The 21,248-nt window shown below is 62.2% G+C and carries 20 protein-coding genes; 11 read left to right on the top strand and 9 right to left on the bottom strand.

What is annotated here, in order from left to right:
• Both PQR67_RS15090 and PQR67_RS15095 read left to right on the top strand, forming a co-directional pair.
• Nucleotides 1-732, top strand: a complete 732-nt coding sequence (locus PQR67_RS15090; RefSeq protein ID WP_408460377.1) for a FadR/GntR family transcriptional regulator — start codon at nucleotides 1-3, stop codon at nucleotides 730-732.
• A 436-nt stretch (nucleotides 733-1,168) separates the two neighbouring features.
• Nucleotides 1,169-2,329, top strand: a complete 1,161-nt coding sequence (locus PQR67_RS15095) for a porin (RefSeq protein ID WP_408460379.1) — start codon at nucleotides 1,169-1,171, stop codon at nucleotides 2,327-2,329.
• Between the two features lie 84 nt (nucleotides 2,330-2,413).
• On the opposite strand, the gene PQR67_RS15100 is transcribed toward PQR67_RS15095, so the two are convergent.
• Nucleotides 2,414-3,307 (bottom strand): LysR family transcriptional regulator, encoded by an 894-nt coding sequence (locus tag PQR67_RS15100; RefSeq protein ID WP_408460381.1) that lies wholly within the window; start codon nucleotides 3,305-3,307, stop codon nucleotides 2,414-2,416.
• A gap of 106 nt (nucleotides 3,308-3,413) precedes the next feature.
• Between PQR67_RS15100 and PQR67_RS15105 the strand changes: the two genes are divergently transcribed.
• Nucleotides 3,414-4,295 (top strand): aldo/keto reductase family oxidoreductase, encoded by an 882-nt coding sequence (locus PQR67_RS15105; RefSeq protein ID WP_408460384.1) that lies wholly within the window; start codon nucleotides 3,414-3,416, stop codon nucleotides 4,293-4,295.
• Between the two features lie 52 nt (nucleotides 4,296-4,347).
• On the opposite strand, the gene PQR67_RS15110 is transcribed toward PQR67_RS15105, so the two are convergent.
• Complete coding sequence (locus PQR67_RS15110) at nucleotides 4,348-5,262, bottom strand: LysR family transcriptional regulator (RefSeq protein ID WP_408460386.1); 915 nt, start codon at nucleotides 5,260-5,262, stop codon at nucleotides 4,348-4,350.
• A gap of 70 nt (nucleotides 5,263-5,332) precedes the next feature.
• On the opposite strand from PQR67_RS15110, the gene PQR67_RS15115 reads away from it, so the two are divergent.
• Both PQR67_RS15115 and PQR67_RS15120 read left to right on the top strand, forming a co-directional pair.
• Nucleotides 5,333-6,109: an NAD(P)H-dependent oxidoreductase gene (locus PQR67_RS15115; protein ID WP_408460389.1), complete on the top strand. Its 777-nt coding sequence runs from the start codon at nucleotides 5,333-5,335 to the stop codon at nucleotides 6,107-6,109.
• Nucleotides 6,110-6,329: 220 nt separating this feature from the next.
• Nucleotides 6,330-7,172, top strand: coding sequence for an alpha/beta hydrolase (locus PQR67_RS15120; RefSeq protein WP_408460392.1), 843 nt, complete (start codon nucleotides 6,330-6,332; stop codon nucleotides 7,170-7,172).
• A 68-nt stretch (nucleotides 7,173-7,240) separates the two neighbouring features.
• On the opposite strand, the gene PQR67_RS15125 is transcribed toward PQR67_RS15120, so the two are convergent.
• From PQR67_RS15125 to PQR67_RS15150, 6 genes are all read right to left on the bottom strand, one after another.
• On the bottom strand, nucleotides 7,241-8,200 hold the full coding sequence (locus PQR67_RS15125; protein ID WP_408460394.1) for an alpha/beta hydrolase: 960 nt from the start codon (nucleotides 8,198-8,200) through the stop codon (nucleotides 7,241-7,243).
• Nucleotides 8,193-8,711 carry a thioesterase family protein gene (locus PQR67_RS15130; RefSeq protein ID WP_408460396.1) on the bottom strand — a complete coding sequence of 173 codons (519 nt, stop codon included), beginning with the start codon at nucleotides 8,709-8,711 and terminating at the stop codon, nucleotides 8,193-8,195. Before PQR67_RS15130 ends, PQR67_RS15125 begins: the two co-directional genes overlap by 8 nt.
• Nucleotides 8,712-8,805: 94 nt before the next feature.
• On the bottom strand, nucleotides 8,806-9,771 hold the full coding sequence (locus PQR67_RS15135; protein ID WP_408460399.1) for an L-carnitine dehydrogenase: 966 nt from the start codon (nucleotides 9,769-9,771) through the stop codon (nucleotides 8,806-8,808).
• A gap of 76 nt (nucleotides 9,772-9,847) precedes the next feature.
• Nucleotides 9,848-10,777 carry a 3-dehydrocarnitine:acetyl-CoA trimethylamine transferase CdhC gene (cdhC, locus tag PQR67_RS15140; protein WP_408460402.1) on the bottom strand — a complete coding sequence of 310 codons (930 nt, stop codon included), beginning with the start codon at nucleotides 10,775-10,777 and terminating at the stop codon, nucleotides 9,848-9,850.
• A 90-nt stretch (nucleotides 10,778-10,867) separates the two neighbouring features.
• The gene (locus tag PQR67_RS15145) at nucleotides 10,868-11,821 is read right to left on the bottom strand and encodes a choline ABC transporter substrate-binding protein (RefSeq protein ID WP_408460405.1); all 954 of its coding nucleotides are present in this window, start codon (nucleotides 11,819-11,821) and stop codon (nucleotides 10,868-10,870) included.
• Entirely contained in the window at nucleotides 11,818-12,201 is a 384-nt protein-coding gene (locus tag PQR67_RS15150) for a hypothetical protein (protein WP_408460407.1), read from the bottom strand. Before PQR67_RS15150 ends, PQR67_RS15145 begins: the two co-directional genes overlap by 4 nt.
• A 33-nt stretch (nucleotides 12,202-12,234) precedes the next feature.
• On the opposite strand from PQR67_RS15150, the gene PQR67_RS15155 reads away from it, so the two are divergent.
• Complete coding sequence (locus tag PQR67_RS15155) at nucleotides 12,235-13,251, top strand: GlxA family transcriptional regulator (protein ID WP_408460410.1); 1,017 nt, start codon at nucleotides 12,235-12,237, stop codon at nucleotides 13,249-13,251.
• Between the two features lie 148 nt (nucleotides 13,252-13,399).
• Entirely contained in the window at nucleotides 13,400-13,714 is a 315-nt protein-coding gene (locus PQR67_RS15160; protein WP_408460412.1) for a DUF4148 domain-containing protein, read from the top strand.
• Between the two features lie 148 nt (nucleotides 13,715-13,862).
• Here the strand turns inward: PQR67_RS15160 and PQR67_RS15165 are convergent, their stop codons facing one another.
• Entirely contained in the window at nucleotides 13,863-14,771 is a 909-nt protein-coding gene (locus PQR67_RS15165; RefSeq protein ID WP_408460415.1) for a LysR family transcriptional regulator, read from the bottom strand.
• A 206-nt stretch (nucleotides 14,772-14,977) separates the two neighbouring features.
• Here PQR67_RS15165 and mdlC point away from each other — a divergent pair, with 206 nt between their 5' ends.
• The 4 genes from mdlC (at nucleotide 14,978) to PQR67_RS15185 (ending at nucleotide 21,136) form a co-directional block, all read left to right on the top strand.
• On the top strand, nucleotides 14,978-16,597 hold the full coding sequence (mdlC, locus tag PQR67_RS15170) for a benzoylformate decarboxylase (RefSeq protein WP_408460418.1): 1,620 nt from the start codon (nucleotides 14,978-14,980) through the stop codon (nucleotides 16,595-16,597).
• A gap of 54 nt (nucleotides 16,598-16,651) precedes the next feature.
• A complete protein-coding gene (locus PQR67_RS15175) occupies nucleotides 16,652-18,103 on the top strand; it encodes an aldehyde dehydrogenase (protein WP_408460421.1) in 1,452 nt (483 codons plus the stop codon).
• A gap of 257 nt (nucleotides 18,104-18,360) precedes the next feature.
• Nucleotides 18,361-19,788 (top strand): MFS transporter, encoded by a 1,428-nt coding sequence (locus PQR67_RS15180; RefSeq protein WP_459251983.1) that lies wholly within the window; start codon nucleotides 18,361-18,363, stop codon nucleotides 19,786-19,788.
• Nucleotides 19,789-19,999: 211 nt separating this feature from the next.
• On the top strand, nucleotides 20,000-21,136 hold the full coding sequence (locus PQR67_RS15185) for a porin (protein ID WP_408460423.1): 1,137 nt from the start codon (nucleotides 20,000-20,002) through the stop codon (nucleotides 21,134-21,136).
• Nucleotides 21,137-21,248: the final 112 nt, after the last annotated feature.

Consider the following 21,248-nt stretch of genomic DNA (forward strand, 5'->3'; position numbering starts at 1 on the left):
ATGACCGATCTCCCCACCCAGCCATTCGCCCACCGGCAAGACGCAGAAGCCGCGGACCGTTCCTATATCGGTCTCGCGAAACAGATTCATGCATTGATCGCCGGGTCCGGAGATTTCGAAGCGGGTTCGCGATTGCCGTCGGAGCGCACCCTGGCTGACCGATTCGGCGTGAGCCGCACGCAGGTTCGCGAGGCGATCATCGCGCTCGAGGTGCAGGGCGTGGTTGAAGTGCGTGGAGGGTCGGGCATCTATGTGTCGGCGGGCATCGGCGCCAGGCCGGTGACCTTCGAGCTGCCGCGCGGCCCCGGTCCGATCGAAACATTGCGCGCGCGCGCGCTGATCGAATCCGAGGTGGCGGCGCTCGCGGCGACCGAGCGCAAGGACAGCGACCTCGACCGTATCTTCTCCGCGCTCACGACGATGCGCGAGCAGATGCACGACAAGCAGGCGAACGACGCGGCGGATCGTCAGTTTCACATGCGGATTGCTGAAGCCACCGGCAATACGGTGTTGTTGCACATGGTCACCGCGATGTGGGACTGTGCGCGAAGCGATCCGCTATGGGCCAAGATCGAGGAACACTTTCATACGCCGGCGATGCGTGCGGCGTCACAGGAAGATCATCAGCGTATCTTCGCCGCCATCATGAGCCGCGATCCGGCCGCGGCGCGAGATGCGATGCAGGCGCATCTGTCTCGCGTGGTGGGGGAGTTTACGCAAGCGTGGCGATAAGGCGGCGTTGTGAGCGCTGCCATATCGAGTTTCACAACCACGCCGCCAACATGGCGCGCTCGTGTACTTTTGACACCACGTCATTTTATTTTTTGATGCGGTATTTATTTTCGATGTCATATCATCGCGCTGTTCTTTTTCGACAGCGCTCGCAAGACGCGCCCGCGTAACCCGATTGAAAACGATTGAAAACCACACTGTAGTCAGTAAGCGCAATTGGCAAATCATTGCAATGCGCCACGCGCAATAATCAGCAGGCGATATTGAATTTTCCCGCAATCCGCATGGCACCGGCGTGCCAGTGCGTTGCCTGTCCGTTCGCGAGTCCTGCTGGCGATCCGCTGGCGATCCGCAGGTGTTCAGCGCGCTCGCCAGTGGATATCGAATGCACATCATTGACTACATCCATCACCGCTTAATCACGGAGCCAACAAGTATGAAAAAGTCTTTACTCGTGGTCGCGCTTTCGGGCGCCTTTGCTATTTCGGCGCATGCGCAAAGCAGCGTGACGCTCTATGGCCTTATCGATGCGGGATTGATCTACACGAATAATCAGGGCGGCCATAGCAACTGGCAGGAAGTGAGCAGTTCGACGCAGAACACGGTTTTCGGCCTCAAGGGTTCGGAGGATCTTGGTGGTGGCTTGCACGCGGTGTTCAAGCTGGAGCAAGGCTTCCTCCTGAATAACGGCGCCCAGGCTTTCTCTGGCGATGGTTTCGGTTCTCAGGCATGGGTCGGTTTGCAGAGCGATCCGTACGGCACCGTCACGTTCGGTCGCCAGTTTGACGTGATGAACGATCTTGTCGGACCGCTCACGGCGGAGTTCAACACGTGGGGCGGCAACATGGCCGCGCATCCGTTCGAAAACGACAACCTTGCCGGCAATTCGGTCGTTCTCAACAATACGGTGAAGTACACGAGCCCGACGTATCGCGGCGTTACCTTCGAAACAATGTATGCCTTCAGCAACAAGGCAGGCAGCTTCGCGAACAACCGCTCATACGGCTTCGGCGTTTCCTATACCCAGGGACCTGTCAATCTCGCCGCCGGATACCTGCAATTCAATAACGCGGGCAGCGCGGGCGGGGCCTCCACCACGGGCGACACTAGCGCGAACTTCCTCGCGCAACGCCAGCGTATCTGGTCGCTGGGCGGCAACTACACGTTCGGACCGGCTACCGTTGGCCTCGTCTGGAGCCACACGCAACTGGACAACGTGTCGGGCGTCTTCTCGTTCGGCACCGGCACCTACCTCGGTGCAAACGATGCTTCCGCCGGAAGCCTGAGTGGCTCGCTGCGTCTCGACAACTACGAAGCGAACGTCAAGTACGCGCTGACGCCTGCGTTGAGCGTATCGGGCGCTTACACCTATACGCGTGGCGCCTATAACGGCTCGTCGCCGGGATGGAATACGGCGATGCTCCAGACCGATTATGCGATCAGCAAGCGTACCGACTTCTATCTTGAAGGCGTCTATCAGAACGTGCACGGGGCGCCCGCTGACTCCGTGCTCTCGCATGCGATGATCAACACGCTCTCGCCTTCGGCGTCGAACTCGCAAGTCGCGGTCACGGTAGGGATGCGTCACGCATTCTGAGCGGGCTCGCCGGCCTCGCGTTACGCGGGCCGCCATGACGGATGCCTGCACGTTGAAGGGCATCCGTCATCACCGGCTTGCTGTTCAATCGCCTGCCTTCAGGAAGTCGACAAAGACGCGCAACGGCGCGGGCAAATGACGACCGCCCGGATAGTAAAGAAACGGTCCGGAAAAGCGCGGCCACCATGGCTCCAGAATGGGCTCAAGGGCGCCGCTATCGAGATGAGGGCGCAGCATGTCCTCGAAAAGATGAATCACCCCCACGCCCGCGACGGCGGTACTGATCGCAAGGTCCATTGCCGCGCCGGGTCTCACGAGAAGCGGTCCCGACGGATTCAACTGGACCACTTCGCCATCGCGCTCGAAGTGCCAGGTCGGCGTAGCGCCACCGGCAAATTGCCCCCGCAAACACGCATGAGCGAGCAACTCGCGCGGATGTTCGGGTCTGCCGTGCGTGTCCAGATAACCCGGTGCCGCGGCCGTGGCAAAACGCTGCATGCGTGGTCCGATTGGAATCGCGATCATGTCCTGCTCGAGTCGCTCGTCATAGCGAATACCCGCGTCGCAGCCGATTGACAGCACGTCGACGAAGCCGTCCTCCACCACAACCTCCACGCGTATGTCGGGATAGGTCTTCAGGAATCGGGGGATGACGTCCGGCAGCACGATGCGCGCAACGCTCGCCGGGACGTTGAGTTTGAGGGTGCCGCTCGGTTTGTCCCTGAAGCGGTTCAGGACATCCAGCGCGGCTTCCATTTCGCTGAACAAGGGCGTCAGCTTCTCGAGCAGGCGCAATCCCGCTTCGGTTGGGGCGACGCTGCGCGTGGTTCGGTTGAGCAGGCGCATACCGAGCTTCGTTTCGAGACGACGCACGGCTATGCTCAGACTGGACGCGGAGACGCCGCTGATGCGTGCGGCGTCGCGAAAGCCGTCGGCGCGGGCAACCGAGACAAACGCGGCAAGATCGTTGAATTCCATAGCCATTGTTCATAATGTTTAACAACCCGTGCAATCTAGACCGGATTATCGAACAGTGCAATCGCCGCCATACTGCCGCTCACCCCCTCACACCCTGGAGCGCACCATGTCGAACTTCACCACCGTGGACACATTTCCGCTGGCCGGCCACCTCGTGCAACGCATGGGCTATGGCGCCATGCAACTGGCCGGACCCGGCGTATTCGGGCCGCCGAAAGACCGTGACGCGGCGATCGCCGTACTGCGCGAAGCGGTGGCCTCGGGTGTCAATCACATCGATACGAGCGACTTCTACGGCCCCCACGTCACCAACCAGTTGATTCGCGAAGCACTGCATCCTTATCCTGATGACCTCGTGATCGTCACCAAAGTCGGCGCGGTCCGTGGCAACGATGGTTCGTGGCTGCCGGCGCTCGAACCGGAAGATATCGAGCGCGGCGTTCACGACAACCTTCGCAATCTCGGCCTCGACGCGCTCGATGTCGTCAACATGCGGGTCATGGGCAGCGTGCATGCACCCGCCGAAGGGTCGATTGAAAAGCAGGTCGTGGCGCTTGCCGAACTGCAACAGCGCGGGCTGGTTCGCCATATCGGGTTGAGCAACGTGACGGCGGCGCAGGTGGCCGAGGCACAGGGCATCGCGAAGGTCGTTTGCGTACAGAATCACTACAACCTGGTTCACCGGGCAGACGATGCTCTCGTCGATGAACTGGCGCGGCAGGGCATCGCTTATGTACCGTTCTTCCCGCTTGGCGGATTCACACCGATCCAGTCGTCGGCGCTGTCCGACGTCGCGCAAACGATCGGCGCGACACCGATGCAGGTGGCGCTGGCCTGGCTGCTCTATCGCGCGCCTAACATTCTGCTGATTCCGGGCACGTCGTCGCTTGGGCATTTGCGTGAAAACATGCAGGCAGCACGCTTGAGCCTGAGCGACGAGGTGCGCGCTGGACTGGATGCGATCGGCGGGGGAAATGGCCAAGCCTGATCGCTTTGAGTGGATTGCATCCCCGGATTCTCACGCGCTGTTACGTCCGTTGTTACGTCGCTACCGAATCCGTGATGCAGTCACGCAGCCACTGATGTGCCGGGTCGCGATGAGCGCGTTCATGCCAGAGCATCGCCATTTCGTAACCCGGCACTTCAACCGGCGCCTCGACAATCCTGAGCGCGCGATTGCCGCGCACCAGGCGCGCGGGCAGCATTGCCACGAGATCGGTATCCGCCAGGACCGACCTCAGGAACAGGAAGTGCGGGACCGAGAGTACAACCCTGCGCGCGAGGCCCACCTCCGCCAGTGCGTCATCCGTGACGCCGCTAAACCCGCCGCCGTCCGGTGAGACGATCACGTGCTCCAGTTTGCAGAACTGCGCGAGCGTCGGTTTTCGCTTCAGTCGTGGGTGATCCGCGCGGCCTGCCAGCACGTACCGCTCCTTGAAAAGCACCCGCCGGCGCAATCCGGGCGGCGCGCCTTCGCTGGTATGGAAGGCCAGATCGATATCGCCCTGTTCCGCCTGCTTCGCGATGCGGGGTGGCGCAGCTTCCACGATCGCGAGCCGGGTGCCGGGCGCTGCCGCGCGCAAACCGGCGAGCATGGGTAGCAGGATCGTCGATTCGGCGTAGTCGGTAGCGGCCACGCGCCACGTATGGTTCGCTTCGGACGGATCGAAGGGGCTGGCCGGCGCCACCGCGTGCTCAAGCGCATCGAGCGCCTGGCGCAAAGGTTCGCGCAATTCCTCGGCCCTCGCGGTGGGGCGCATGCCGCGTGGTCCCGGCAGCAACAAAGGGTCGCCAAAGATATCCCGCAGCTTGGCAAGATGCACGCTCACCGATGGTTGAGAGAAGTTCAGGCGTTCCGCCGCACGGGTTACGTTGTGTTCCGATAGTAGAACATCGAGTGTGACCAGCAGGTTGAGGTCCAGTCTTCTGAGATTATTCATGGCTATACCTGGCATATTGGTAATTCATTTCCAATATACCTGACGCAGACCTATCGTATCCCTTTCTGGCAATGGAGCTCAGGTCATGAATGTTCTTCTCGTCTATGCACACCCGGAACCCCGGTCGTTGAACGGGTCCCTCAAGGAATTTGCAGTAAAGCGTCTCGAGGATGCGGGGCACACCGTTCAGGTATCCGATCTGTATGCGATGAACTGGAAAGCATCGCTCGATGCAAACGACAGCCTGGATACGCAACCGGGTGCGCGTTTCGACCCTTCTCTCGATTCGAAGCGTGCTTTCAGGGACGGCCGTCAAAGCCCCGACATCGCACTCGAACAGGAGAAGCTGAAATGGGCGGATGCGGTGACTCTGCAGTTCCCGTTGTGGTGGTTCTCGATGCCCGCGATCCTGAAAGGCTGGGTAGAACGGGTCTACGCCTATGGTTTCGCGTACGGCGTAGGCGAGCATTCCGACGCGCGCTGGGGCGACCGTTACGGGGAAGGCAACATGGCAGGCAAGCGGGCGATGCTGATCGTGACAACAGGAGGATGGGAATCGCACTACAGCCCGCGCGGTATCAACGGGCCGATCGACGATGTGTTATTCCCGATTCAGCATGGGGTGCTGCATTACCCCGGTTTCGACGTGTTGCCGCCGTTCGTCATCCATCGGACGAGCCGAATCGACGAGGCAAGGTTCTCAACGATTCGCGACGAACTGGGACAACGTCTCGATGACCTGTGGACGAGCGCGCCCATACCGTTTCGCGCACAGAACGCCGGGGCGTATGACATCCCGGCACTCACATTGCGGCCTGATGTTGCACCGGACCGGGTGGGCTTTTCAGCACACATTGAATAGATGCGCTGCCGCCCCGGTATTCGCTTTCAGGGCGGAGCCGGTGCATGGCGGTTTGGTTTGGCCGCTCCGGCTCCCCCTGGAGCGGCGCCAAGCTGACAAGACCGTATGCCTGGTTGAAATTTGGTTGTAAGTCGCCGTTGTTAGAGTCGTCGTCAGAGTTTTGCCGCCAGATGCCAGACAGTGTTCATCGAACACATAGAAAGGGGGAGAGCGACAAACCATGAAAATGAATCGTGTGTTCTGGCTCATTCTGACGCTGTTGTTCACGAACCCGGTCTGGGCATTTCAGTCCAGGGTCGTCGCCATTCCCAGTGCGGCCATGCATAAGTCGTTCGACGCGACGGTGGTGCTGCCTGACCAATATACGCATGGCAAAGCCGCCGATCGCTTCCCGGTCGTCTACCTGCTGCACGGCTCGGGCGGCGACTACACCGACTGGACCGCGAATTCTCAGATCGGCAAACTCGCCGACCGCTATCACGTGATCCTCGTCATGCCGGATGGGGGGCACGAGAGCTGGTATATCGATAGCCCCGTCGATCCGCGCAGCCGTTACGAAACCTACGTAGGTACCGAAGTTGTCGGCTATATCGACCAGCATTTCCGCACGATTGCAACGCGCCAGGCGCGCGCGATTACCGGCTTGAGCATGGGCGGATTCGGCGCACTGCATATCGCGCTCGACCGGCCGGACGAATTCGGCGCTGCGGGCAGTATCAGCGGGGCGGTCGATCCACGCGGATGCGAGGATGAACCCGGGATCGACGAAGTGTTTGGCGATCCGGCCCGCCACGCGGATTTCTGGAACAACGAGGCGATTGTTGAGAACGCCCGTAGTTTGGCAAGTGCGCATATTGCGCTGACGATCGACTGCGGGGTGAATGACTCGCTTGTCCAGTCGAACCGGATGCTGCATGCGCGGCTTGTCGAGTTGGGCGTGCCGCATGATTATGCGGAGCGGCCGGGCGGCCACACGTGGAAGTACTGGGCGAATGCGGTGCAATATCAGGTGCTGTTCTTTGCCAGTTCGTTCAAGCGAAGTGGTGGCGCGGCGCAGACCTGAGGCGCGAACGGGTTAAGTCGCTAATGGCGAATTGACGGTTGTACTGACGATCATCCCGCCTGACGGCATCACGAGACGGCTGAGTGCTCGCCCAGAAACTGGCAGACCGTGCGATGCATTGCCTTCACACCGGGACTCGATTCGAGCGCGCGCCAGCATCCATGCACGAGTCCGGTTCCAATCCATAGCCGGCCCTGTCCGCCGGCCGCATTGATACGTTCGACAAACACCCTCGCGTCGTCCCGCAACGGATCGTGTTCGACACCGAGCGCGAGCGTCGGCGGAAGTCCGTCGAAGCGCGTCGCATCGAGCGGTATCGTCCAGGCAGGATAGGGCGCAGGTTCGCTTCCGCGTTTGCCCCAATATAGGTCGCGAAACGCATGCACATTGGCAAGCGTCAGCATCGGCGCATGCGCTTCGGTTTCGCGCGCGGGCATCTGTGGCTCGGTGCCGAGCATCGGATAAACCAGCGCAAGTCCACGTATGCCCTCAACACCGGTATCGCGCAAACGCATGGCGACGCTGGCCGCGAGAGTCGCGCCGGCGCTGTCCCCCGCCAGCTGCAACGCCCCTCCCGCTAGCGAATCGAACGGCAACCGGCCGTTCAACGCCGCCAGCGTGAGCTCGAGGCAATCGTCGTGGGCGGCTGGCGCGCGGTGTTCAGGCGCAAGCCGGTAATCGACGGCAATCACATCGAGCCCGGTATCCGCCGCAATCCGCGCTGTCACGATCTGATGACTTTCTAATGAGCCGAGCACGAAGCCGCCACCGTGAAAGTACAGGACGGTGCCGCCGGATGTCCCGCTCGCCGTTCCACTATTTCGATAACGCCGCAGTCTGATGGGATGCCCGGCGCTCGCGCGGAATACCGCGTCTTCCGCGATCACATCGGCTGGCAACGGCGGCGTGAGCGCCGCCGCGTAGCGCTCGTAAATTGCACGCTGTTCGCTCGGCGGCAATGAAGTCGAATGCCCCACGTAAATGGCGGCAGTCCGCTCGATGAACGCGGCGATCTCCGGTTCAAGCATGCTCGCCCCCTTCAGTTGCATTCCGTGGCGTCTTGACCGGCAATCCGATCACGCGGCCCGTGAACCTCGCCGCCGGCAAGGCGGCATGCGCTTGCGCCAGGGCCCGGACACGCGCCGCGACGTCGGGGTCGAAGGCCACTGCGCGCGGGCCGCCGGTATCGACGTGCAGCAGCATCTGTTCGCCTGCGGCCACGGGTTCGACGCCGTCATCAGCAAACATCTCGAGGTAGAGATGCAACCGCTTGGCATCGTGCCCGAGCACGCGCATATCGACGCGAACCTGCGCGCCTTCCTTGATCTCGTGCAGGTAGTTGATATGCGCTTCGAGCGTATAGATCGAGCGGCCACGTTCTTTGCGCACCGGATCAGGCAGTCCGATTACGTCGATCAACGCATCAGTCGCGAAGCTGAAAATCAGCATGTAGAACGCGTCGCGCAAATGGCCGTTGTAGTCGACCCATTCGGCGCGTACGGTATCGCGATAGCAGGGCAGCGCAGCGTGATCCGGCATCGGCAATCGTCTCCGTCATCAATATGAGTCGTGTCGCCCGCTGCGGGAACGCAACGGGCCTACTCAGCAGTATGCTCGCCTGCACACAGCCGCATCACTCCGCAGGCAGCAACCCGTGCCGCGCCTTGGCTTCTCCAATCGCCGCCAGCACACTCGTAATGCAATCGTCCCGATAGCGTTCGAGTTGCTTGATCGAACGCGGCCCGACCTGTTCGGAGGTTCCGTTCACCACCCGATCGATCAACTCGTCGGTGAGCCGCGGTGCTACCAGTTTAGTCCACGGCAGTTCTAGAGCCGGCCCAAACTGCTGCATGAAGTGGCGCATGCCTGCATCACCGCCTGCCAGCGTGTACGTCAGGAACGTGCCCATAAACGACCAGCGGATGCCCGCGCCGAAGCGGATCGCATCGTCGATTTCGCCCGTGGTCGCTACGCCCTCATTGACCAGATGGAGCGCCTCGCGCCACAACGCTTCGAGCAGGCGGTCGGCGATAAAGCCAGGCACTTCCTTGCGCACGAGAAGCGGGCGCATCGACAGCGAACGGTAAACCTGCATCGCAGCGTCGATGGTCGCCGGTGCGGTCTGTTCACCGCCCAGTACTTCGACGAGCGGCAGGAGATACACCGGATTGAACGGATGCCCGACGATGCAACGCTGCGGATTCACCGCCCTTGCATAGAAATCGCTCGGCAGCAGCCCGGAAGTGGACGAAGCGATGATCGCATCCGGCTTTGCCGCACGACTGATCTGCTCATGCAAGGCGAGCTTCAATTCCTCGCGTTCGGGTGCGCTCTCCTGAATGAAGTCAGCCTGTTCGACACAGGCTTCGATCGTATCGACGAAACGCAGCCTGGCGGGCGTTGCGCCCTCGGCGAGACCGACGCGTTCCAACGCCGGCCACGCATTCGCGACGTTCTCGCGCAACTGTTTCTCAGCGCCTCGCGCGGGGTCCCATGCGACGACGTCGAGCCCATGCGCGAGCGCGCGCGCCACCCAGCCGCTACCGATCACGCCCGCGCCGATTGCCGCAAATGTTTTGATATCGACGATTACTGCCATTGCTGATGTTTCCTTTGTCTATGAGTTTTCAGGTGCCGCAGCGCGCTATCGCCGGCGTGACGGATACGCGGCATCGTCACGCGTACTGTCCAGCCGCGCGCCGCTCCAGTTGCCGCTCGCCACGCGCGGGCAAGCCGAGTTTGCGGCGGCCTTCCGCGGGTGTCAGCGCGCGGCCGCCGAGCCGCTCGACGATCTCGATCGCGCGCTGCACCAGCGTGCCGTTGCTTGCATGCACACCCTTGTCGAGCCAGATGTTGTCTTCCAGCCCGACCCGCACGTGGCCGCCGAGGAGCATCGCCTGCGCGACCATCGGCATCTGCATGCGGCCGATGCCGAAGCCGGCCCATTGCGCACCAGGCGGCAGGTTGTCGGCCATCGCTTTCATCGTCGTGGTGTCGGCGGGCGCGCCCCATGGAATGCCAAGGCAGATCTGAAACAGCGGCGGCGAGTCGAGCAAACCTTCCTTGAGCAATTGCTTGGCGAACCACAGATGTCCGGTGTCGAAGATTTCCAGTTCCGGCTTCACGCCCAGCTCCTGGATGCGCTGCGCGCCGGCCCGCAATTGCGCGGGCGTCGACACATAGATGTAATTGCCGTCGCCGAAATTGAGCGTGCCGCAATCGAGCGTGCAGATTTCCGGCAGCAGTTCCTCGACGTGCGCGAGGCGTGTCAACCCGCCGACGAGGTCCGTTGCCGCGCCGAAACGCATCGGATCTTCGCCGGCACCGATCTCGAGATCGCCGCCCATGCCCGCCGTCAGATTGATGATCACGTCGGTGCCTGACGAGCGGATCCGGTCGACGACCTCGCGATACAACTGCGGATCGCGGCTGCCGCGCCCGGTCTTCGGATCGCGCACGTGGCAATGCGCAACGGTGGCGCCGGCTTTCGCGGCTTCGATAGCGGCGTCGGCGATCTGCTTCGGCGTGACGGGAATGGCCGGATGCTTGCCGACCGTATCGCCCGCGCCGGTGACCGCGCAGGTCACGATGACTTCATGATTCATGCGTGCTGGTTCCTGTAAATTGAAATGCGCAACTGGGGGGAGGCAGGCTGGATCGCGGCTCTGGTGGCCGGCCGCACCTGGGCGGCCCCTTCAAAGTCCGAGATAGGCCTTTACCGCAGGCAGACCGTCTTTACCGTCATAGGTCTTCACCCCGGCGAGCCACGCATCCAGTACTTGCGGGTTCTTCTTCAGATACGCCTTGGCGGCATCGGCAGGTTTCTCCTTGTTCATCACCGACTGCATCACCATGTTCTCCAGTTGCGTCGAAAAGCGCAGATTGCTCACGAGCTTGCCCGCATTCGGACAACGCGTCAGATAGTCGGGGGACGTCAGCGTATAAACGCGTGCTTCGCCGTCGTTCGGACCGAACACGCCGTCGCTGCCGGTGAGGTATTTCATGTCGACCTGGATATTCATGGGATGCGGTTCCCAGCCGAGAAACACCACCCATTTCTTCTCGCGAATCGCGCGATCCACCGACACCAGCATGCCCGCTTCACTCGATTCGATCAGCTTGAAGCCGCTGAGGCCGAACTGATTGCTGGCGATCATTTTCTGAATCGCCGCGTTCGCACTGCTGCCGGGTTCGATGCCATAGATCTTGCCGTCGAGCTGGTCGCGATGTTTCGCGATGTCGGCGAAAGTCTTGAGGCCTGCGTCGTATTCGTAGCTCGGCACGGCGAAGGTCGCCTTGGCGCCGGTCAGGTTAGGCGGCTGCAGCACCTGGATCGATTTCGAATCGACGAACGGTGCAATCGCCTTTTCCTGCACGGGCCACCAGTAGCCGAGCGACACGTCGAGCTGTTTGCTCTTCAGGCCGGCGAACGAAATCGGCACTGACGCGACGGTCGTCACAGGCTGATAGCCGAGTCCCTCGAATACCGTCGACGCAAGCGCCGTGGTCGACGTGATGTCGGTCCAGCCAATGTCGGCAAAATGCACCGCGCGGCAGGTGTCGGGATCCTGTGCGAGGACCGGCGACGCAGCGGTGACAGCCGCCAGACAGACAAGATGGGCAAGCAGGGCTTTGACGCGTAACTTCATGACGTTCCCTCTTCTGACACGTTGAACAGCGTGTTTTCGAACCAGCCGCGACGAGAAAAACGGGGCGGCCCCCGGACCTGCCCGGTATTGCGCGATGTGCATCGAGCCATGCATTGACTCATGTCTCGACACAGGCTGAAGTAGCGCCTGAGCGGCAGGAATGACGTAACGTTAATGCCCCATATTCCTGCCAAAGCGACCGTCAGCGACCCGTTCTTGCTCCCATGCGACAACGAGGGAAAACCAGCATCGTTCATCATGCAGTGCAGCATCGATGGGTCGATGAATTTTGGAGCGCCTTGCCGCATCGCGCACTGCTTGCTACGCTCGCCCAGAATCCCGCGTTCGTTTGCGGTTTGTGTCCCTAAGTGTTCCCGCATGTCCCCGAGTGTCCCTGATCGAGTCCGCGCACGATGCCCGAAGATATGTCGTTCCTGCTGCTGCCGGGCTTCTCGGCGCTTGGCTTCATGTCGGCGGTCGAGCCATTGCGCGTGGCGAACCGCTTTCGCGGCGATCTCTACCGCTGGCGCATTCTGAGTCTCGACGGCGCACCGGTCGCGGCCAGCAACGGCATATCGATCAACGCGGAGGCGGCAATCGCCGATGTCCATGAGGCGCAGACGATATTCGTCGTCGCGGGCTTCGAGCCGCTTGCCTGTTATACGCGCGAGCTCGGCGATTGCCTGAGGCGGCTCGAACGGGGCGGGGCGACGCTCGGCGGCATCGATACGGGCAGCTTCGTCCTCGCGGAAGCCGGGCTTCTTGGCGGACTGGACAGCGTGACCGTGCATTGGGAAGCGTTGTCGGCGTTTCGCGAGCGTTATGCCTCGCTGAACGCAAGCCAGGAGCTGTTCGAAATCGGCGCGCGGCGCATCACGTGCGCGGGCGGCACGGCGTCGATCGACATGATGCTCGACCTGATTGGCCGCAAGCACGGCGCAGCGTTGGCTTCCGCGGTATCGGAGCAGTTTGTCGTGAGCCGGATCCGGCAGCGTTCGGACCATCAGCGCATGGAAATCGCGGCGCGTTACGGCGTGCACAACCGTAAGCTGATTCAGGTGATCGGGGCAATGGAGCAGCATATGGAAGAGCCGCTGACGCCCGACCAGCTCGCAGAGGAGATCAGCGTGACGCGGCGGCAACTGGAACGGCTCTTCTGCGCCTCGCTGAAGGACACCCCGACGCATTTCTACCTGCAACTGCGCCTTACCCGTGCGCGCGAGTTGCTGCAACAGACCGACATGTCGATCACCGCGATTTGCGTCGCGTGCGGATTCGAGTCCCCTTCGCATTTTTCGCGGACGTATCGCGCGCGGTTCGGTGTGAGTCCGAGAAGCGACCGGCAGGTGACGGGCGGCAGAAATGGCGGCGCTGAGGTCTTACCTGGTGAGGCAACGCCGGCAGCGTCTTTATCACCGAGCTTTCAATGACCTTTCGCAGCAATTGTGTCGATTCTAGCAACAGTGAATTTGTTTATTAGGGGTTTACCCTATACCGACTGACTCTTAGACTGTGTCCACTGGCTGCAAACAAACGGGTTTGCAGCACGGCAAAAAACAATCTCTGGAGGTAGTCGTCATGAAATCCCTGATCGAAGCTGTTGCTATCGCTGCTCTCATCACCGCACCGCTCGCGGCTTTTGCCCAATCCAGCCAGCCGGTGACGCGTGCCCAGGTGCGTGCCGAACTGGTCCAACTGGAAAAGGCCGGCTACAACCCGGCAACCGCGAACGTCGACGACTACCCCGCAAACATTCAGGCAGCCGAAGCCCGCGTCGCGGCGCAAAACGGCAGCGGTTACGGTTCGGCCACGAATGGCTCGTCGCAAGCGGGCAGCCGCGGCGACGTGACACCGAGTTCGTACTCGGCGCCGGTGGCAAACTTCGGCCACTAATCGGCGGTGGTGCGAGCGATAGTCTCGCAGCCGCATGATCGATAGCGTTGCACAGCGGCTCCGCTTTCACTTCGATGTGAAAGCGGGGCCGCTGTGCCATTGAGCGCTAAACGAAGCAGCCGGGCGGCCCCAGGTTTTGCGCAGGCGCTTAGCCGGGTACGGCAGTCAACTGTCTGAGTTGTTCCAGCAACTTCACTGCCGGACTCGGCAAAATCCCCTGACGACGCCGAAACGCCGTCAACGTGCGGCGTGCGACCAGACCCGGGATCGGCAGCGTATCGAACACGCCGGCCGCACTTTCGGTGTCGTACATCGGCATGGCCATCCAGCTCAGAAACCCCGCGCGCGTCACGAGACTTTTCAGCACCGTGATCGACCGCGTCTCGACCGCGATTTGCGGCATACCGAACCCATGCTCGGCAAACACGTTCTGCATATGTTCGAACGGCCCCGTTCCACGCGGGGGCACACACCACTGCTGATCGAGCGTGTCGGCAAGCGATAAATCCGTTTTGTTTCGCAGCGGATGATCGAGCGCGGCGACCACATAGCTCGTGTCTTCCCACCTGCAATCGGCAATCGCCGTGATCTCATCCGTGTCGGGCACCGCCATGCTGAGCGCGAGATCGATCTCGTGTTTCATCAGACTGTCCGCCAGCCGGTCCCACACGCCCTCCATGATCTCCACCCGCAGATTCGGCCAGCGCGCGAGCACACCGCTCACCGCGAGCGGCAACACGAGCGTCGCGATGCTCGCCACCGCGCCGACGCGAATCGTCCCTTTCGCGAGGCCGCGCATCGCGTCGATTTCCTCGCGCGCGTGATCGGCTTCGCGTTGCAGCAGGGTGGCGTGCGGCAGCAGCGCGCTGCCGATCGCAGTAAGCTGCATACCCTTCGAGTGCCGTTCGAACAGCGGCGCGCCGACCTGATCCTCGAGCCGCTTGATGGTGCGGCTCAGCGCGGGCTGGGTGACATGCAGCACTTCCGCGGCACGACCCAGACTGCCGCTCGCGACAATGGTGGCGAACGCATGCAATTGTTGAAGATTGAAAGTCATGCTGAAAAGTAATGCCTTTTCTCAAAAAAGGCAATTTTCAATTAACCTTGGGCTTCCGATAATGGGCCTTCAGGAAACGGCGCTTATCGGCCGCAACTAATTTGCATGGGGCCAGCGGGAGTGCTCTGCATGGGACTGGAGTAAGCGCTAAAGCGCCAACTCCAGTCGACAGCTGAAGCACTAACTCTGGTCGACAGGAGACAGGTATGACCAGCAATGTGCCCCGTTCAGACGCATCGGGACTCTCTCAACTCACTTCGTTCACCGTGCGTGACGCCGTCATCGATCTCATGCGCCGTCTCGGCATGACCTCGGTGTTCGCCAACCCAGGGTCGACGGAATTGCCGCTGTTCCGCGATTTCCCGCACGATTTCCGTTATGTGCTGGGCTTGCAGGAAGCGGCCGTGGTCGGCATGGCCGACGGCTATGCGCAGGCCACCCGCAACGCGTCATTCGTCAATCTGCATTCAGCGGCGGGTGTGGGCAATGCGATGGGCAATATCTTCACCGCGTTCCGCAACCGCACGCCGATCGTGATCACCGCCGGACAGCAGGCCCGCTCGATTCTGCCGTTCGACCCGTTCCTCGCGTCGACCCAGGCCACCGAATTACCGAAACCGTATGTCAAATGGAGCATCGAACCGGCGCGCGCCGAGGACGTGCCGCTGGCGATCGCGCGCGCTTATCACGTGGCGATGCAGGAGCCGCGCGGGCCGGTGCTGGTGTCGATTCCCGTCGACGATTGGGACCGCGCCGCGGAGCCGGTGCCGGCACGCGTAGTCAGTACCGAGACGCGGCCGGAGCCGTTCGTGCTGGAGCAGATCGGCGCGGCGCTCGATGCCTGCGAACGGCCGGCTTTCGTGCTGGGCGGCGCAGTCGATCGCGCCGGTGGATGGGACGAGGTGGTGAGTCTCGCTGAACGCCACAACGCCCGCGTGTTCGTCGCGCCGATGACAGGCCGCTGCGCGTTCCCTGAAGACCATCGCCTGTTCGCCGGTTTCTTGCCGGCCATGCGCGAGAAGATCGTCGAACTGCTCGGTGGCCATGATCTGATCTTCGTGATCGGCGCCGCGGCCTTCACGTATCACGTCGAAGGCCACGGCCCGCATCTGCCTGCCGGAGCAACCCTGTGCCAGTTGATCGACGATCCGGCGATCGCGGCGTGGGCGCCGACCGGCACCGCGGTGGTCGGCAATATTCGTCTGGGCGTAGCCGATCTTCTAGCCAGGCCTGCGCCGAAAGCGCGCCCCTTGCCAGCGCCGCGCGTCGCGCGTCCGCGCGCGGAACCGTCTGCGGTGATGTCGGTGGCGTTTGCGTTGCAGACCTTGGCCGAGGTGCGCCACGCAGACGATATCGTGGTCGAGGAGGCGCCGAGTTCACGGCCGGTGATGCAAACCTATCTGCCGTTCACGCGCAGCGGCACCTTCTACACGATGGATAGCGGCGGCCTCGGTTATGGCATGCCGGCTGCTGTCGGCGTGGCGTTGGCGAAGCCCGGCACGCGCGTGATCGGCCTGATTGGCGACGGCTCCAGCATGTATTCGATCCAGGCCATCTATAGCGCCGTGCAGATGAAACTGCCGATTACCTTCGTGATCCTGAACAATTCCCGCTACGCCGCGTTGCAGGATTTCGCACCCGAATTCGGTTTTGGTCCGAACGATCCTGTGCAAGGCACCGATCTGCCGGGACTCGACTTCGTGTCGCTTGCTGCCGGCATGGGTTGCCACGGCACGCGCGTGACCGATGCCGAACGCCTGCATGAGGTTCTGCGCGAGGCGTTGGCATCGCCCGGACCGAGGCTGGTCGAAGTCGTCGTGGCCTGATCTCGAGTGAGCGCCACACCCGCATTCATAAAACTTTCCGCAGGAGACAACACGATGCAGAGCATTTCGATGCTGATCAACGGTGCAGCCGTAGAAGCGAGCAACGGCGCGACCTTCGAGCGCCGCAATCCACTCGACGGCGAAGTCGCCACGCGTGCTCCCGCGGCAACAGTTGCCGACGCGGTAGCCGCCGCCGATGCCGCGGCAGCGGCGTTTCCGGCATGGTCCGCGCTCGGGCCGGGTGAGCGCCGTGCGCTGCTGATGAAGGCGGCGCACGCGCTGGAGGCTCGCAGCGACGCGTTCGTCAAAGTCATGGCCGCGGAGACGGGCGCATCGGCGATGTGGGCGGGGTTCAATGTGCATCTCGCCGCCGGCGGATTGATGGAAGCAGCGTCGCTCACTACGCAGATTGGCGGCGAGCTGATTCCATCCGACGTGCCGGGCAGTCTCGCGATGGGCGTGCGTCAGCCGGCCGGTGTTGTGCTCGGCATCGCGCCATGGAATGCGCCGGTGATCCTCGCGGTGCGTGCAATTGCGTTGCCGCTTGCGTGCGGAAATACCGTCGTGCTGAAAGGCTCGGAGATCTGCCCCGGCACGCACGGCCTGATTATCGAGGTCTTGCAGGAAGCGGGTTTGCCCAAGGGGGTGGTGAACTTCATCACGAACGCGCCGGCCGATGCAGGCGCCGTGGTCGAGGCGCTGATCGCCCATCCGAAAGTCCGGCGCGTCAATTTCACCGGCTCCACGCATGTGGGCAAGATTATCGCGGCCACCTGTGCGCGCTATCTGAAGCCTTCGGTGCTGGAACTCGGCGGGAAAGCTCCGTTGCTCGTGCTCGACGACGCGGATCTCGACGCCGCCGTCAACGCTGCTGCATTCGGCGCGTTCGCCAACTCGGGGCAGATCTGCATGTCGACGGAACGGATCATCGTCGATGAACGGATCGCCGACCCGTTCGTTGCCAGACTCGCGCAGAAAGCGCGTGGCCTGCCGCTCGGCGATCCACGCAAAGGGCCGGTGGTGCTGGGATCGGTTGTCGATATGGCGACGGTGGAACGCTGCAACGCGTTGATCGACGACGCGCTGGCCAAAGGCGCCACGCTCCTCTGCGGTGGCAAGGCGGACAGCACCTTGATGCCCGCCACGCTGCTCGACCACGTCACACCCGCGATGCGCATCTATGGCGAGGAGTCGTTCGGACCCGTGAAGGGCATTGTGCGCGTCAATGGCGAAGACGAAGCCGTTGCCTGTGCGAACGACAACGAATATGGGCTGTCGTCGGCCGTGTTCAGCCGTGATGTGGCGCGCGCGATGAATGTCGCCAGGCGCATCGAATCGGGCATTTGCCACATCAACGGGCCGACCGTTCACGACGAAGCGCAAATGCCGTTCGGCGGCGTGAAGGGCAGCGGCTTTGGACGCTTCGGCGGGCAGGCGGGTATCGCCGAATTCACGGACTTGCGCTGGATTACCGTGCAAACCACGCCGCGTCATTACCCCTTCTGAAGGGGCGATTGCCGTTTCGCTCGCTGCATGCAGTTGCGTGTTGCCGCACGCCGGTTTGCCGCGGCGATGCGCGCGCCGTGGAAGCCATGCATACATGTCATGGCTTTTACGCGAAATGGCAATGTCGAAAGCGGGGCGCTCGCTCACATACTGAGCAAAAAACGTGACCCGAGAACGTACCCAAAAAGCGTGCCCCAAAAGCATGACGAGAAAAAGCGCGGCGCTCAGATCGCGCACACACACCAGGAGACAGTTGCATGACCAGTTATGTACCACCGGCCGGTGCGGCCAGTGCGGCAACCGGCGCGACCGATGCAGCCGCAGCGCCACTCGCCGGTAATCAGCAGGGCATCGAAGAGGGACGTCGCGTGGTCGACATCGGCCGCATGCTCGACGAAGGCCCTTACACCATCATGCAGAAGACCGTGGTGTTTCTCGCGGCGTTGTCGATCGTCCTGGACGGTTTCGACAGTCAACTGATCGGTTTCGCGATTCCCGTGCTGATCAAGGAATGGGGCGTCACGCGCGCGGCTTTTGCGCCGGTGGTCGCGGCCGGTTTGATCGGCATGGGCATTGGCAGTGCGTGTGCCGGGCTGCTGGCGGATCGCTTTGGCCGCCGCTGGGCGGTGATCGGCAGCGTGCTGGTGTTCGGCGCCGCCACATGCGGTATCTGCTTCGCGCCTGACATCGTGACGATCGCCGTGCTGCGGTTTATCGCCGGTTTAGGCATCGGCGGCGCATTGCCGAGTTCGACGACCATGACCGCGGAATTCACGCCGGCTCGCCGCCGCACCTTGGCCGTTACTGCGACGATTGTCTGCGTGCCGCTCGGCGGCATGGTTGCAGGGCTGTTCGCGCACGAAATTCTGCCGACGTACGGATGGCGCGGCTTGTTCATGATCGGCGGCGTGCTGCCACTCGCGCTCGGCGTGTTGCTGCTCTTCACGTTGCCTGAGTCGCCGCGCTTTCTCGCCCGGCACCCGCAACGCTGGCCGGAGCTCAAACGCCTGCTTGGCCGGATGTCGCGGCCGGTGGCAAGCGGCTGCGAGTTTGCCGACTCACGTGAACAGGCCGTTGAAAAGCACACGGGTTTTACCGCGCTGTTCCGCGAGGGTCTGGCGCTCGATACGGTGGCCATCTGGTGCGCGTTCTGCCTATGCCTGCTGGCCGTCTATAGCGCGTTCAGCTGGTTGCCGACCATGCTGAGCACGCAGGGCTTGTCGGTAGCGGTGGCGGGCTCGGGCCTCACCGCATACAACCTCGGTGGTGTGGTTGGCGCGTTGCTGTGCGCCGCGGTCATCGCTCGCACCGGCTCGCGTTGGCCGTTGATTCTCTGCAGTGCGGGTGGTGCGGTGAGCGCGTTGTTGCTGCTCGGCGTGAACATCGCCGATCACACCGGCTTGCTGATCTTCGGTCTCGGCGTGCACGGACTGTTCGTCAACGCGGTCCAGTCGACGATGTTCGCGCTGTGTGCTTACGTCTATCCGACCCGTGTGCGGGCGACCGGTACCGCGTCGGCGCTCGCGTTCGGCCGGCTCGGTGCGATTGCCAGCGCGTTCGCCGGTGCGGTGGTGATTACGGCCGGCGGCGCGTCGTCGTATCTGTGGATGCTCGGGATCGCGATGCTGATCGTGATGGTCGCGCTGATGGCGGTCAAGCGCCATATTCCGAAGCCAGGGGTTTGAGGGACGCAATGTCCTGACTTGCGGCGATCGCGCGTGATACGCGGATCGCCGCTATCTGAGGCAGTCAATCGTTAGTGTGCCGGACGGCTTGAATAGCGGTCGGTATCGACACGTCGGTAATTAGTATCGCTACATAAAAAATGCTGCGTATGAGCCACATCGGGATAGCTGTGCGCTCGTACAAAGCACCAGTCCAGGAGACACGGAGATAATGAAATACAAACTCGCGTTGGGTAGCATGTTGCTCGGTATCAGCGCCTCGTCGTTCGCACAGAGCAGCGTGACGTTGTACGGGATCATCGACACCGGCATCGAACTGGTGACGCATGCGAATGCAGCGGGCAATAGTGTCGTGCGCATGCCGGGTATCACCGGCGAATTTCCATCGCGCTGGGGGATTCGCGGCAAGGAAGGACTAGGCGGTGGGTTGTCCGCGGTGTTTGTGCTGGAAAGTGGCTTTAACACCAAGGGCGGCACCCTCAATCAGGGTGGCCGGCTGTTTGGGCGGCAAGCTTACGTCGGTCTCGAGAGTCCCTATGGCACGTTGACGTTCGGTCGCCAGTACACGATGACGTATTGGGCGATCCTCGATTCCGATCTGCTCGGCCCTGACATATACGGCGGCACGGGATCGTTCGATCAGTACATGCCGAGTGCGCGCAGCGACAACACGATTGCGTACAAGGGCACGTTCTCGGGTTTCACGCTCGGCGCGACTTATTCGTTCGGCCGCGATTCGGCCGGTACGGGCAATTCGCCGGGGCAGGGTACCTGTGTGGGGTCGATTCCGGGCAGTTCGCAGAGTTGCCGCGAATGGTCGGCGATGTTGCGCTATGACATGAACGGCTATGGCGTAGCGGGTGCCTACGACGAACAACGTGGCGGCCCGGGCGCGGCTGCGAATCTGTTCGACGGCACGGCGCCTTTTGCATTGACGCAATCTGGCGACAAGGATGTGCGGATGCAACTGAACGGCTATGGACACATCGGGCCGGTGAAGCTCGGCGCGGGTTGGCTTGGCCGTCATGTCGAAACGGTGTCCCCGGCATTGCCGGACGTGCGCTCGAATCTGTACTACGTGACCGCGTCCTATAACGTGACGCCAGCGTTCATTCTCGATGGCGGCGTGTATCGCATCGTCAATCGTGCGGACGACACGCGCGGCACAATCGCCGCGCTACGCACCACGTATCTGTTGTCGAAGCGTTCCGCGGTTTACCTGCAAGGTGCGTATCTGTTCAACAGTCCGCACGCTGCTTATACGGTGAGCCAGGGCGGCGGAGGCACGACACCGGCGCCGGGCATCGGGCAACTCGGCGTGATGGCCGGCATTCGCCATTCGTTCTGACCGATGCAGTGAAAATGCAGCGGCCAGGCGCAAGTCATGGCGGATACGACGGCGGTTGTCACGCGGTCTGGTCGGCATGCTGCATGCGTTGACTACAGGTTGAGTACAAGTC

The organism is Paraburkholderia fungorum, from assembly GCF_046026025.1.
In the GTDB taxonomy this organism is placed as follows: Bacteria; Pseudomonadota; Gammaproteobacteria; order Burkholderiales; family Burkholderiaceae; genus Paraburkholderia; species Paraburkholderia fungorum_E.